The organism is Aeromonas sp. DNRA1, assembly GCF_963888745.1.
GTDB lineage: Bacteria > Pseudomonadota > Gammaproteobacteria > Enterobacterales > Aeromonadaceae > Aeromonas > Aeromonas hydrophila.
The window spans coordinates 44,568-57,974 of sequence record NZ_CAWPKQ010000010.1; the positions used below are offsets into that span (position 1 = coordinate 44,568).

Here is a 13,407-nt window from a genome sequence, read left to right on the forward strand (position 1 = left end):
TCAGCGATAGGAAAGAGGGATATCTGTGGCCACTGTGTCAGTGAATCTGGATTGGATGAGGGCATGATGGAACTGGTGCGATTGATGAATGCCACTAGGTGGGAAGAAATCCGGCTCGGTATGTATGCGCTGGGAGTTATCTCTCCCAGGTGGCGTGTGCGGGACCTGCACAGCCGGTATCTATCTGATTGGGATGGGGAATGGTTCTATCACTTTAAAGTGGGTGGCTACGAGCATATCGAGTGGCTGGAAATAGAAACCACGTCGCCTGAGCAGACCTCAGCCGTGCAGGACGTGTTGCTACAGGTGCGGGTGCCCGGAGAGCGGATCGGGAATGTATTTCGGGTCTACGGCTATGCACCGCTCGGTAAACCGATGGACTACTTGGAGTTAACCAGCATTTGAACACCGATGCGGGAGCCCTGATGACTCGAGGGATATGGAAAAAGACCGAACATTATTCTAAATTGGCGGGGAGGTCGGGATAATACATAGAGCAGTCATTTTAGCCTAGTGACGGTGGCGGTATTTTCAGCCTTCAAAAAGCGGTTCAACTTCAAGGTCCCGTATATGTCTGGTATTTAAAAAACCTCAGGTGAACTTTTGCGAGTAACTCAAGGAGGCCTGATTTTAAAGTAGGTGTTGCACTACAGAGTTTAATCCGCCAATTACGAGTATCTTTGGAGCCTTTTGATGGGGAAATTTTTTGAACCGTACCAAGCAGAAAATTGTTGTCTGTGCGGGTCGGGTAAATCTCTCACTGGAGAGCACAAAATAAAAGCTTCTGCTTTGCGAAAAATTTTCGGGAAGGATGTTATGTTTATCGGAAAATTCGATGGCGAAAGTATTCCTCGTTTGGCACAAGGCCCGAAGTCCCGAGCCTTCCACTTCTCTGCTCGGATGTGTTCCTTGTGTAATGGAACTCGTACACAAGCTGCTGACCATGAATTCGACCGGTTTCATGCTTTGGTCTTCTCGTTTTTGTCAGAGGGTCGTGATCCTTCGTTAGTATTCAGCTTGCCACAATATACCTCTGGCTCAGAGGAGTACTTCAATGTATTTAGATACTTTTCCAAACTATTATGTTGCCATGTTGCTGAATCATGTGGCCCCCGTCCATTAGAAGCTTGCGATTTCGCCATAGGGCAGTCTAGGCGAAACATTATTTTTCTAAGAATTGATGCAGACCCGACCTATGAGGCATATCGCCATAAACTCGGAGAGTATAAATTTGCAGCGCACGGAGGACTTATTGTTCATTTCGATTCAAAAACACAAATCCCCACAAGCTTTCAAAGTTCAATAAGCCTGGGCTCAGTGCGATATATATTTTCGGTTCACTTTGACGCAAACGTCGAAATGGAGCTGCGTGCATCTCATTATGCGTTCTGGCGAAAATGCGAGGCGGCATACCAAGAAGCCTTAAAAAATCCACTATCGGATGAGTCGAGACATGGCCTGAGTATTTAACTGTTGATCATCTCGTATGTTGAGTTTCGCAGGTTCAGCACCAACCTACCGCTTTTGTAGGTTGTGGCTGAACGTAGCGAAGCCCAACGTTTACCGCGAACTCTCTTTTTCCTACCCCTCATCCCCGACCCTTCTCCCGCAAGGGGAGAAGGGAGCAAATACGCTGTCCGATTACGCTTCGCTAATCGAACCTACGTGACTGATGGTATTGCGGTTAGCCGAACCGGTGTGGTAAGCGATCATCTCCCAGGTGCCGCTTTATCCCCTCTCCCTTTGGGAGAGGGCGGGGTGAGGGGAGCATTCAGGTATTAGATGGTGAGCTCCAGCCGGTTGCCTTCCGGATCGAGGAAGGTGCTCTCGTAATAGCCGTCGCCGGTCCAGCGGGGGCCGTCCAGGTGTTTCACCTCGGCGCCCTTGAGCAGCTTGAGGCGGGCGGTCATCTTGTCCACCTCCTCCATGCTGCCGAGGGAGAAGGCGATATGGGCCAGCCCCTGCAGCGGGTGCGGCAGGTGCAGATCCGACGGAAACAGGATGGGGGTATGCATCAGCTCCAAGTTGGCACCCCCTTCGAAACGCACGAAGTAAGAGCTGAATTGTTTGCTTGGATTGTGGTAGCGCTCATTGGCCTGCCCGCCAAACAGGGTGCAGTAGAATGTTGTGAGCGCCTCCAGATCCTGCGCCCAGATGGCGACATGATGGATATGCATGGCTGGTCTCCTGTGACTCGATGCCCTTGATGCTATGCTGGGGCCTAATCCTTCGACATGGCTGAGCCCGTCCTGATGATGTCTGAAACTGCCAACACCGATCTTATCGATGTCTCCCCCGACTGCCGCGAGCAGATCTGCTGTGACAGCCTGCTGCCAGCCCTCGCACAGGAGCAGGTGTGGCTGGCGGGCTATTCCCGTCTCAAGACCCGTTACCGCATCGCGCGCCGCTTTGCCGATGTGCACTGTTTTCTGCTGACCCTGGGCGGTGAGGGGGAGGTGCAGGTAGGCGATCGCCGCGAGCGGTTGCAGGTCGGCGAGTGGGCGCTGATCCCGGCCGGAGAGCCGCTCTGCTACCAGCTTGGTGAGCAGCCTATTGAGCAGGTTAATGAGCCGTTGGATCTGCCGTTGAACGAGACGAGCGAGTGGGAGCTGGTGTGGCTGCTGCTGCACAAGGATTCCCCCTGGGATGCCTTCGCCAGCCACCCCCGGCTTGGTTGCACCTCCCAGCAGGCCACCGTGCTGCGCACGCTCGAGAACCTCTATGCGGAGCAGGAGCGCCATCAGGACCCGCTGCTCAGCGCCCTGCTGGTAGAGCAGCTCGGCTTCTACCTGCGCCGTCTGTTGCAGAAGGGGGAGGGGCAGCGGCGCGGCGAGCGGTTGGCGCTGCGCCTTGAATTGCTGCTCAAAGAGGCGCTGACCGAGCCGTGGGACATAGCGCGCATGGCCGGCGCCCTGCACCTCTCCGAACGCCAGCTCTACCGGCTCTGCCAGCAGCACTTTGCGCTGGCGCCCATGGCGCTGCTGCAACGGCTGCGGCTGCAGCGGGCGGCGCTCTTGCTGGCCAGCCGGGCCGACTCGGTGAAGCGGCTGGCCGAGCAGTGCGGCTTCAAGAACGAGTACCACTTCTCCACCGCCTTCAAACGTCAGCATGGCCTGGCGCCCAGCCACTATCGCAGCCTGCATCATCCCGCCTTTAAAACCGGACAAGGGTGAAATATTGAGCCACACTGGTTGCTACTGTTATTCAGACGAACCCGATTGCGGCCGATAACCGGAACAAGCGGGGCGGTTTTCATCGATCAACGGATAGCGGGCTGTGCAGCCGTCTGCCGCTGTCATTTCTCAACATCAGACTGGAATGCCCCGTACCCTGCGGGGCGGCAAGACAAGGATGGTCTCCATGCTGCAGGACAGCGATACGATCAGGATCTCGGACGTCAGCGAGGCCGTGATACACGGTATTCTGGCGGTGGTGAGCGACGGGATCTGGGACTGGAATGCCAATACCGGCTTCGTCTATCGCAACCCGGGCTGGTATCAGATGCTGGGTTACGAGCCCCATACGCTGGGCAACAACGTCTTCACCTGGGAGAGCGTGATCCACCCCGATGACATGGAGCGGGTGATGACCAGCTTCGATGCCTATCTGAGCGGCGCCGCCCCCGACTACCGGGTCGAGTATCGCTGCCGCAGGCAGGATGGTGATTACCTCTGGATCGAGGATTATGGCCGCATCATCGCCCGCAACCCGGATGGGTCGGTGGCCCGGATGATCGGTGCCCACCGCAACATCCATGCCCAGAAGCTGCTGCTGGAGCAGCTGGAGCGGCGCAATCATACCCTGGAGCAGCAGATTGCCGAGCGCACCGCCGAACTGGTGCGGCTCAACGAGGCGTTGCAGCAGAAGGCGGAGGAGAACCGCCAGCTGGCGGAGACCGATACCCTGACCGGTGCCGCCAGCCGCTACCGGCTGGAGCGGGCCATTCGCCAGGAGTGTCAGCGGGCCAAGCGCTTCCAGCAGCCCTTCTGCGTCATCGCCATGGACGTGGATGACTTCAAGCTGATCAACGACAACCACGGTCACCATGCCGGAGATCAGACCCTGATCAACATAGTGGCGCTGGTGCGCAGCCACATCCGTGAAATCGATCTGATTGCCCGCTGGGGCGGTGACGAGTTCATGGTGGTGCTGCCTAATACCGGCCGGGCCGATGGCCGGCTGGTCGCCGACAAGCTGCGGGAGCTGCTGGTGCAGTCGCGGGTCTGCCAGCACTTCGACATCACCATGAGCTTCGGGCTGGCCGAGTACCAGCCGGACGAGCCCATGAGTCAGCTGATGGTGCGGGTGGATCGTGCCCTCTATCAGGCCAAGCTGACAGGCAAGAACCAGATCTGCGAGTAGTCCGTCCATAGCCGGCGTCGGCGGTTCGGTGAGCTCGCCGCCATGTCGGATTATTCTGGTTATCCCCCCCGAATGCGTCTTGACCGCACCCTCATCTTGACTCCGTACGAGTACGCTGGTCTGATGCGCGCTCTTTAATCCCCCGCGAGAGATGAAATGATGAAAAAGAGCATCCTGGTTGCCCTGACTGCACTGCCCCTGATGGCCAACGCCGGTCTGATGGATTCCCTGACCGACACAGTGACCAGCAGCGTGACCAGCACTGCCAAAGAGATGGCCGGCACCGCCATGGACAGCGCCTCCAATGAAGCGATCAAGAAGGCGCTGGACATCAAGGAAGGCGGCTCCAACAAGCAGGCCATCAAGGACAAGCTGGGCGCACCGGCCAGCACCAAGACCGAAGCCGGTCTGGAAGTGTGGACCTATGACCTGGGCGCTCTGAACAAGGTATCTCCCATGCTGGCGGAGACCTCCAAGACCCTGTTCAAGGATGCCGAAGCCGCTCAGAAGAACGTGCTTATCAAGTTCGAAGGCGAGACCGTCAAGACCCTGAACCTGGTCGACAAGACCAAGGCTTGAGTCTGAAAGACGTGCATGAAAAAAGGGGCCCACGGGCCCCTTTTTGCTGCTTGTCGAATTACTGATGCGCTTCGGCGAACTGCTTCATCGCTTCGGCGTGCTTGGTCATGCCGTCGGCGCGCAGGCTCAGGTTTTTCACGAATTCAGCCTTCTTGGCCGGGTCTTCGATCTTGTCGTAGCGCTGCTGCAGGTGAGTCTGGATCTGCTCCGGCGTCATGTTCTGCATGCGGGCCATCTTGTCGTGGCGGCCGCCATGGTGCTTGCCGCCCATCATGCCGCTGCCATCCATCGGGCAGTCGGTCATCATGCCGGGCTGGGCGGTGGTGACGGCTTCGCTGGCGGCATAGGCGCCGAGCGGCAGGCCAAGGATCAGGGTGGCGGTCAGCAGAGTCTTGGTCAGGTTTTTCATGGTCTATCTCCTTGCGGATTGAGTTCGGGGTCGGCTTGCTCGCCTTGACCTCAAGTAAACACCAGACTGGTGTCTGAACTTTGCCAGTTGAAGCCTATTTTGTAGCAGAGTGTGACACGGTGACCCTGTACAGGGCTTGACCGGACGCATGCCGGACGGGAAATAAAAATACCCCGTCAGCGTCGCCCGCTGGCGGGGTATTTTTAGGCTGTGGCCGGCTTAGCGTTGGCGACCGCTGCCGACGCTGTAGGGCATGCGATAGCTGCTGCTCTCGCCGTCCAGGCTGAGGGTCAGGTCACCCTGGGCCCGCATCGGCAAACGCACCTGCTGCATCCCCTGCAACGTGGCAGGCACCCGCTTGAGCACGTCGCCGGTGGCGTTGCGGATCACCAGGGTGGGGTGTGCCTCATTGCTGCTGACGGCATCGTGCCAGTTGACGAACAGCAGACCGGGGGCGGCACTGACGTCAGCGGGGAGGGCTGCCTGGGCCAGGCCGGTGTGGGCCAGGCCGGCCAGCATTAACAGAGTCAGGCTCTTGTTGATCATGATATTGGTCTCCTTGGTATGACTCGCCGCAAGATGGCGGCAGAAAAGTCAGGGTGCGCAGCGCCGCCTGGCAGCCGCACATCATGACGAAGGGGGGTCGGTCGCTCCCTTGGCGTCGCCGCGGCCGGGGGCCCTGTCGGCGGGGGATGTCTGCTGGTGGTCCGTGGGGCTCGCCGGTTGGGGTGAGCTGCCGCTCGCCTTTCTGGCAAGGGCTTCGCTGGCGGCAAAGGCCAGCAGCAAGGGGGTGGTGAGGGCCAGCATGGCCTGTCTACTCCTGCAACCGATGGGATGGCCACAGTAAACAGCCGGCTTGTGTCTCAACTTTGCCGAACGGGCGCTTTTTTGTAGCAGAGTGTGGCATCTTGCTGATCTGGCACACTTTGACACAAACCGCCCGGCAGATTTTCGTATACTCGTGCCAGCTCTAACAGGAGAGGCCTCATGAACCAAAGCAGCACCCACATTCTGGTGGTCGACGATCACAGCGAGATCCGCGATCTGCTGAAGCGTTTTCTGGAACAGCACGGCCTGCGGGTCAGTTGTGCCCGGGATGGCAAGGAGATGAAGCGGCTGCTGGAGGAGCGGGAGTTCGATCTGCTGGTGCTGGATCTGATGATGCCGGGGGAAGACGGCCTGACCCTTTGCCGCGAGCTGCGGGCCAAGTCCAGCCTGCCCATCATTATGCTCACCGCCATGGGGGAGGAGACCGACCGCATCATAGGGCTGGAGATGGGGGCCGACGACTACCTCGCCAAGCCGTTCAATCCGCGCGAGCTGCTGGCCCGCATCAAGGCGGTGATGCGCCGCACCCAGGTCGAGCCGCAGCCGGCGGCCGAAACCTTGACCCGGGATCTGCGCTTCGATCGCTGGCTGCTCGACATCAACCGGCGCGAGCTGGTGGATGAGGAAGGGGTGGGCTTGAGCCTCTCCACCGCCGAATTCGACCTGTTGCGGGTCTTTCTGGAGCGGCCGCAGCGGGTGCTGAGCCGGGATCAACTGCTGGATCTGGCCCGTGGCCGTGAGGCAGTGGCGTTCGACCGGGCCATCGACACCCTGGTGAGCCGGCTGCGGCGCAAGCTGGAGCGGGATCCCAAGAACCCGGAGCTGATCAAGACCATCTGGGGCGGTGGTTACCTGTTCGCCGCCGATGTGACCCAGGTATAAGGCCGTGGGGATTCTCAAGCGTGGCTGGTCGAAACTGTGGCCCAAGGGGCTGACCGGCCAGATCATCCTGGTGGCGCTGGCCGGGCTGGTGTTGATCCAGCTGCTCAGCATCCAGATCTACCGTACGGATCGGGAGGAGGCGCTCGGCTACATCAACAGCCGCAACGCCATGCAGCGCATCGTCTCCGTGGTGCGGCTGCTGGCCCTCTCGCCCCCCTCCCTCTATGACGAGATCATCAAGGCGAGCCGCAGCGAGACCCTGCTGTTGCGCATCGCCGACGAGCCGCTGCAACCGGACAACCGCAGCCCCCGCTTCGAGCAACTGGTGCGCTCCCGGCTGGGCTACCCCTCGACCCTGATGGTGGAGATCAGCGCCGAGCTCAAACAGGATGCCCAACGCAGCCGTGCCTGGCAGCACCACAGCCGGATGATGAAGGATCGCAAGGGGATGCCGCCGCCGCAGGACATGCGGCTGTACGGCTCCATCCAGCTGCCGCGCGGTGGCTGGCTGCAGTTCAGCTCGCTGGTGGACAAGGAGTCGGCCAGCTGGTCCTGGCAGACCACCCTCAACCTGATGCTGGTGGCGAGCCTGGTGATCGGCCTGATGATCTGGTTGTTCCGCCGCGCCACCCTGCCGCTCAAGCAGCTGGCCGCCAACGCGGACCGGCTCGGCCGTGGCGAGGACATAGAGCCGCTGCGGGAGGAGGGGCCGACCGAGGTGCGTGAATCCATCCAGGCCTTCAACCGCATGCACACCCGGCTCGATCGCTTCGTGCAGGACCGCACCCGGATGCTGGCGGCCATCTCCCACGATCTGCGTACCCCCATCACCAGCCTGCGGCTGCGCACCGAGTTCCTGGATGAGGGGGAGGACAAGGAGCGGATCCAGCAGACCCTGCAACAGATGGAGCAGATGCTGGCGGCGACCCTCAGCTTTGCCCGGGAGGAGGGGCTGCAGGAGGCGACCCGGGAGCTGGATCTGGTCAGCCTGCTGGAGAGCCTGTGCGACGACTATGCCGACACCGGCCAGCCGGTCACCTGCCTGGCGGAAGGCAAGCAGGTCTATGCCTGCCGCGCCAATACCTTGCGGCGGGTGCTGCAAAACCTCATCGGCAACGCCATCAAGTACGCCGGCAGCGCCGAGGTGTCGCTGGAGCGCACTGACAGCGAGCTGGTGATCCGGGTCTGCGATCAGGGGCCCGGCATCGATCCGGCCAGGCTGGAAGACGTATTCAAGCCGTTCGTGCGGCTCGACGAGGCCCGCAATACCGAATCTGGCAGCGTGGGGTTGGGGCTCGCCATCGCCCGCACCCTGGTGCACCAGCACGGCGGCGAGCTGACCCTGCAAAACCGGGAACAGGGCGGGCTGGAAGCGCGCATCAGCCTGCCGCTGTAAGAGCGGCGGAAGCTCGGTGGGAGGATGGCGACCAGCCTCCTCCCCGTTTTTTATCTTGCACTTATCTGACTGAAATCACGCCTATTTCATACTCGCTCATGCTTGTTCTTCTATGCTGAAGGTGGCGATAATCGATGGCCGCACAGACGGCCAAACAGCAAGGTTGGTGCAGGGATGGCGGGCGATTCTGGTTTTCGGTGGCGAGTCTGGTGCGGGGTGTGGTTGTTGCTCTTGGCGCAGGCGTGGCCCGTGTTGGCAAATACGCCCCCCAAGCCGCTCATCGTGACCAACTCCAAGGCCTGGCAGCCTTTCTCCTACCTCAATGAAGAGGGTCAGCCCGATGGCCTGCTGATCGATCTGTGGCGCGAATATGGCAGGGTTACCGGCCGCCCGATCCAGTTCAAGCTGGTGGACTGGCAGACCTCGCTGGACCTGGTTCGCAATGGTCAGGCCGATGTCCATGGTGGCCTGCTCTGGTCGCCGGAGCGCAATCTGGTCTATGACTACGGTCAGGCCCTCTCCCATGTCGACTCCCAGCTCTTCTTTGCCAACTCCCTGCGCGGCTCGGACGTGAACTACTACCTGCTGCACGAGAGCGTGGGGGTGGTGACGGGGGGCTACGAGGAGTACTACGCCCACAAGTACTTCCCGAATACCCGGCTGCGTACCTTTGATGACAACGATGCCATGCTGCGCGCAGCCTTCAGCGGCGAGCTGGATGCCTTCATCGCCGATCTGCAGGTGGCCAACTTCTACATCTATACCTCGGCGGATCCCACCCGCTTCATCCCGGTACGCCACCTCTACAGCGACGAGATCCGTTTCGCCGTCGCCAAGGGCAACCAGGCACTGCTGAATGAGCTGGAGCAGGGCTTCTCCCGCATCGGCGAGGCGGATCGGGAACGGATCATCCGTAAGTGGATGCACATCGAGACTGTCTATCCGGTCCATCTCTGGCCCTGGCTGCTGGCCATCGGCGGTCTGGTGCTGATGGCCTACATCATCCAGTTGCGGCGGGCGGTGGCGAGCCGCACCGCCGAGCTTATCCAGGCCAACACCAGGCTGGAGCGCCTTGCCGGCACTGACTCCATGACCGGCATCCTCAACCGGCGGGCCTTTTTGCCGCTGCTGGAGCAGCGGCTGGCCAGCGGTCAGGCCTCGGGCCTGCTGCTGTTTGACCTCGATCGCTTCAAGGGGATCAACGATCACTTCGGCCACGGGGTCGGGGACGAGGTGTTGTCGGCCATGGTGGCGCAGGTACAGCGGGTGCTGCCCGCCAGCGCCCTGTTTGCCCGCATCGGTGGGGAGGAGTTTTGCATCAGCCTGCTGGTGGCGGACATGGCGACGCTGCAGCAGTGGACCGCCCGGATCGGGCGGGAGGTCAATAGCCACAAGTTGCCAACCAGCGCCGGGGCGCTCGGCATCTCCATCAGCACGGGGGCAGTGTGGGTACCGGCTGGGTGCGGGGCGGAAGGTAGCCGGGTGTTGTTGCAGGCGGATCGACTGATGTATGGCGCCAAATCGCAGGGGCGCAACACCTGGCAGGCGGCCAGCTACGTGAAAGAGGCGACTGGCGAGGCAGGGAAATAAAAAACCGCCGCCCAGAGCGGGCGGCGGCGTGTCATCAGAAGTTGTAGGTCATGCCCAGGGTGTAGCGGCGACCATCCAGCACGGTACCGAAGCTGGAGTAATCCACTGTCTTGTCGAACAGGTTGTAGACACCGGCGGTGACATCCAGATGTTCGTTGGCCTTGTAGACCAGACCTGTGTCGAAGAAGGTGTAGGAGGGGGTACCCTCGGCCATCTTGACCCGGCTCAGGTAATCGGAGGTCTTGCTGCGGAAGTTGACCCGTGACCAGAGGCTGACGGTTTCGGTGGTCTGCCAGTCGACCGTGGTGTTGAACATGTGGCGCGGCATCTGGTTCAGCGGCTTGCCTTCCATTGCACCACTCTTTTGTTCGGACTGGGTGAAGGTGTAGCTGGAGGCCAGCGACCAGGCGTCATTGATGGTCCAGTTGGCCGTGCCTTCCACCCCGCGCATGTTCGCCTTGTCGACGTTGATTCGGTCGCTGATGAAGTCATAGGTGTGACCGTTCAGGGTGCAGGAGGGGTCGTTCTTGCTGGTGCAGCGGCGGATCTCGGAGATCTTGTCCTCGAAGTCGGTATTGAACAGGGTCAGCCCTGTGTTCAAGCCTTGCTGACCATCCCACAGCAGGGCGATCTCCTGGCTCACGCTGGTTTCCGGTTTCAGTTCCGGGCTGCCGACCAGCATGCCGTCCTGAGTGCCGCCACCGGTGGCCTGGCCCCAGTTGGCGGCCGACATGCGCAGATCCGGTGAACGATAGCCGGTGGAGACGCCCCCTTTCAGCGTCCAGGAGTCGGCCAGGTGCCAGACCCCGTACAGACGCGGGCTCCAGTGGGAGCCGTAGTTCTGGTCCTGATCCATCCGCACGCCGCCAGTCAGGGCGAAGGTGTCGGTCAGCGACCACTCATCTTCCACGAACATGGCCCAGCTCCAGCGGGTCAGCTGATTGGCGCGGTTGGCCACGTTGAGCTGGTTGCCCTGATCCTGGAGATCCTCGTAGCGGTACTGGCCACCCACGCTCAGATAGTGATCCCCCAGTTCAAACTGGGTGTGAGTATCGGCGATGGTGTTGATGAGCTTCATCTGGCGGCCGGGGTTGGTGTTCTCTTCCCGCTGCAGGTAGCTGGTGGAGGAGCCGAAGTCATAGCGGCCGTCGTGGGTGATGGCGAAGTTGGTGCGCTCGTAGGTGCTCAGGCTGGGCTTTGACTTGGCCGAGAGAGATTCACCCGGCGTGCGGTTGCGATCCTGCAGGCCGCGGCTTGCCTCGAAATCGAAGCGGTTGTGCTCGTCCGGGGTCAGGCTGAAGACGGCCGTACCGCTGCGCATCTCCTGCTCGGCGAAACCGTTCTGGAACTGATCCTCGCCACGGTGGGAGAGCTGGCCGTTCACCCGCATCCCCAGCAGTCCATCCACCAGGGCGCCGGCGGTATAGGCGTTGGTCTGGAAGATGTCGCCGGACTCCTTGTTCTCCTGGAAGGTCGAATCGGCATGCAGCGAGCCCTGCCAGGCCGTCATGCTGGCGGTCTTGCGGGTGATGACGTTGATGACGCCGCCCATGGCGTCAGAGCCGTAGCGGGAGGACATGGGGCCGCGCACCACTTCGATCCGCTCGATCGCCTGCAGCGGCGGGAGCCAGCCCTGCTCGATGCCGGGGCCGTCGCTGTTGGGACGGGTGCCACGGCTGTCGACCCGTTTGCCGTCGACCAGCATCAGCGTGTACTTGGAGCCCATGCCACGAATGCTGATATCGCTGCTGCTGCCACCGCCGGTGATCACCACTCCGGGCACATCCTTCAGGGCGTCGGTCACGTCGCGATAGGCGCGTTTCTCCAATTGCTCGCGGGTCACCACCGAGATGGAGGCGGCGGTATCCTCGATCTTCTGCTGGAAGCCGGAGGCGGTCACGACCATGACCTCCTGCTCGGCGGCATAGGCGTGTGATGCGAGGGCGGCGAGAATGAGCGTGGTCAGCTTGTTGCGGTGCATTGTTATCATGTTGGCCTGAACTCTTTTAGTAAGAAGATGCATTCATCCTTTGGGTGAATCGATGGGGGGTCTCATCGCATCCCGCGTGAAACCATGACCAGAAAAGGTTCAATTGGATAATCACCAAGTCGGTCGGCAGGCATTGTAGTGATCGCTGGATGATGTGTAAATGATAATTAATCTCATTAATATTGTGCGGTTATCTTCTCACCAGCAGATACTGTGGCGAGGTGACAGGAAGCGGGGGCGGGACAGAGAGAAGGTTGAGAGGGTCGGCAGAGGGGGAATGGCAAATGGCAGACAACAAAAAACCCGCCGAAGCGGGTTTTTTCAATTCTTGCGGTGGATCGTACCAGCCGGCATGAGCAGGCGGACCGGATCCCCGGCTTGAATTACAGAGCTACTACGTTAGCAGCAGCCGGGCCTTTCTGGCCTTGCTCGATGGTGAACTCAACGCGCTGACCTTCGTCCAGAGTCTTGAAGCCCGGGGTCTGGATGGCGGAGAAGTGAACGAACACGTCTTTGCTGCCGTCGGTCGGGGAGATGAAGCCAAAACCTTTCTCGGCGTTGAAGAACTTGACGGTACCAGTCATTTTGTTGGACATGATAATTTCCTTAAATAGTGTTTAAAGTGCCAAATGGCAATCTATGATTTTTCGTCAGCAATACGTATGGGGAGCACTAAAGAAGGAGAATTATTTGATAAGAAGAATCATGGATAATTCTTATACTAATCGCTGCTTTACTAAAATGACTGCCTAACATAACCAGGTCTGAACTACCGAACCATCGCAAAAGATTAAAACATGCCCATTTTCTTAAAGCAAATTTTATCTCGCTGTGAGTGGTCGGATATCGACGCAGCCACTCCCGGTGTGGGTGTCTGCAGCGCAGGATCCTGCGGCGTTGCAGGTCGCTGGACACACCATGTCAGAGAGCTGTTCTCCACCATGGTGTGAGTCGGCTGGTTGAGGTAGGTGGCGCTTGAGCGGGAGGATTGGCCGTCAGCGTTTGCTACGAAACTTGTTGCTGACGGAGTCCACCCAGCTGAATGTCTCTGGTAACACCTGCTTGCTGGCACGCTCCTTGGCCTTTTCCCGTGCCAGTTTGGCGGCCACTTTGGCGGCGGCAGCACGGTCTGCGACTATCTTGAGTCTGCCTTCCTCGCGGATGCGGTTACGCTCGGCATTGCTCAATTGATGATCTGCATTGGCCTGCGCTTTTTGGAGCAGCAGGGTGATCTCGGCCTTTTCGGCGTCGGTGAGGTCCTTCATTTCCAACTTCTTCACGGCGTGCTCCTGATGGCGGGAATAGTCCACCCTACCACACCTGCCGGCCGTTTATTGCACAATCGACGCCGTTTTCGAATACCGGCCTACC

At 60.0% G+C, this 13,407-nt stretch carries 14 protein-coding genes; 8 read left to right on the forward strand and 6 right to left on the reverse strand.

Going from position 1 to position 13,407, the window contains the following annotated elements; genetic code table 11:
- Window positions 1–63: 63 nt before the first annotated feature.
- The gene (locus AACQ43_RS21280) at window positions 64–405 is read left to right on the forward strand and encodes a DUF6678 family protein (protein WP_248281033.1); all 342 of its coding nucleotides are present in this window, start codon (window positions 64–66) and stop codon (window positions 403–405) included.
- A gap of 288 nt (window positions 406–693) precedes the next feature.
- Window positions 694–1,470, forward strand: a complete 777-nt coding sequence (locus AACQ43_RS21285) for a hypothetical protein (RefSeq protein ID WP_168968635.1) — start codon at window positions 694–696, stop codon at window positions 1,468–1,470.
- Window positions 1,471–1,778: 308 nt separating this feature from the next.
- Here AACQ43_RS21285 and AACQ43_RS21290 read toward each other — a convergent pair whose 3' ends face one another.
- Window positions 1,779–2,177, reverse strand: coding sequence for a VOC family protein (locus AACQ43_RS21290; RefSeq protein ID WP_168968636.1), 399 nt, complete (start codon window positions 2,175–2,177; stop codon window positions 1,779–1,781).
- Window positions 2,178–2,252: 75 nt separating this feature from the next.
- Between AACQ43_RS21290 and AACQ43_RS21295 the strand changes: the two genes are divergently transcribed.
- From AACQ43_RS21295 to AACQ43_RS21305, 3 genes are all read left to right on the forward strand, one after another.
- Entirely contained in the window at window positions 2,253–3,173 is a 921-nt protein-coding gene (locus AACQ43_RS21295; RefSeq protein WP_168968637.1) for a helix-turn-helix transcriptional regulator, read from the forward strand.
- A 187-nt stretch (window positions 3,174–3,360) separates the two neighbouring features.
- Window positions 3,361–4,362: a sensor domain-containing diguanylate cyclase gene (locus AACQ43_RS21300; protein ID WP_168968649.1), complete on the forward strand. Its 1,002-nt coding sequence runs from the start codon at window positions 3,361–3,363 to the stop codon at window positions 4,360–4,362.
- A 159-nt stretch (window positions 4,363–4,521) separates the two neighbouring features.
- The gene (locus tag AACQ43_RS21305; protein ID WP_016352223.1) at window positions 4,522–4,941 is read left to right on the forward strand and encodes a hypothetical protein; all 420 of its coding nucleotides are present in this window, start codon (window positions 4,522–4,524) and stop codon (window positions 4,939–4,941) included.
- A gap of 58 nt (window positions 4,942–4,999) precedes the next feature.
- On the opposite strand, the gene AACQ43_RS21310 is transcribed toward AACQ43_RS21305, so the two are convergent.
- Both AACQ43_RS21310 and AACQ43_RS21315 read right to left on the reverse strand, forming a co-directional pair.
- Window positions 5,000–5,350 (reverse strand): hypothetical protein, encoded by a 351-nt coding sequence (locus tag AACQ43_RS21310; protein ID WP_076362781.1) that lies wholly within the window; start codon window positions 5,348–5,350, stop codon window positions 5,000–5,002.
- A 219-nt stretch (window positions 5,351–5,569) separates the two neighbouring features.
- Complete coding sequence (locus AACQ43_RS21315; RefSeq protein WP_076362780.1) at window positions 5,570–5,896, reverse strand: hypothetical protein; 327 nt, start codon at window positions 5,894–5,896, stop codon at window positions 5,570–5,572.
- Window positions 5,897–6,337: 441 nt separating this feature from the next.
- On the opposite strand from AACQ43_RS21315, the gene AACQ43_RS21320 reads away from it, so the two are divergent.
- From AACQ43_RS21320 to AACQ43_RS21330, 3 genes are all read left to right on the forward strand, one after another.
- Window positions 6,338–7,060 carry a response regulator gene (locus AACQ43_RS21320; RefSeq protein ID WP_011707648.1) on the forward strand — a complete coding sequence of 241 codons (723 nt, stop codon included), beginning with the start codon at window positions 6,338–6,340 and terminating at the stop codon, window positions 7,058–7,060.
- Window positions 7,061–7,064: 4 nt separating this feature from the next.
- Complete coding sequence (locus tag AACQ43_RS21325; RefSeq protein WP_146061143.1) at window positions 7,065–8,456, forward strand: ATP-binding protein; 1,392 nt, start codon at window positions 7,065–7,067, stop codon at window positions 8,454–8,456.
- A gap of 102 nt (window positions 8,457–8,558) precedes the next feature.
- Window positions 8,559–10,046: a transporter substrate-binding domain-containing diguanylate cyclase gene (locus AACQ43_RS21330; protein ID WP_202012588.1), complete on the forward strand. Its 1,488-nt coding sequence runs from the start codon at window positions 8,559–8,561 to the stop codon at window positions 10,044–10,046.
- 34 nt (window positions 10,047–10,080) lie between these two features.
- On the opposite strand, the gene AACQ43_RS21335 is transcribed toward AACQ43_RS21330, so the two are convergent.
- The 3 genes from AACQ43_RS21335 to AACQ43_RS21345 all read right to left on the reverse strand — a co-directional run bounded on the left by AACQ43_RS21335 (window position 10,081) and on the right by AACQ43_RS21345 (window position 13,316).
- On the reverse strand, window positions 10,081–12,027 hold the full coding sequence (locus AACQ43_RS21335; protein ID WP_168968650.1) for a ligand-gated channel protein: 1,947 nt from the start codon (window positions 12,025–12,027) through the stop codon (window positions 10,081–10,083).
- A gap of 392 nt (window positions 12,028–12,419) precedes the next feature.
- The gene (cspE, locus tag AACQ43_RS21340) at window positions 12,420–12,632 is read right to left on the reverse strand and encodes a transcription antiterminator/RNA stability regulator CspE (protein WP_011707644.1); all 213 of its coding nucleotides are present in this window, start codon (window positions 12,630–12,632) and stop codon (window positions 12,420–12,422) included.
- A gap of 399 nt (window positions 12,633–13,031) precedes the next feature.
- On the reverse strand, window positions 13,032–13,316 hold the full coding sequence (locus AACQ43_RS21345) for a DUF3811 domain-containing protein (protein ID WP_024946369.1): 285 nt from the start codon (window positions 13,314–13,316) through the stop codon (window positions 13,032–13,034).
- Between the last annotated feature and the right edge of the window lie 91 nt (window positions 13,317–13,407).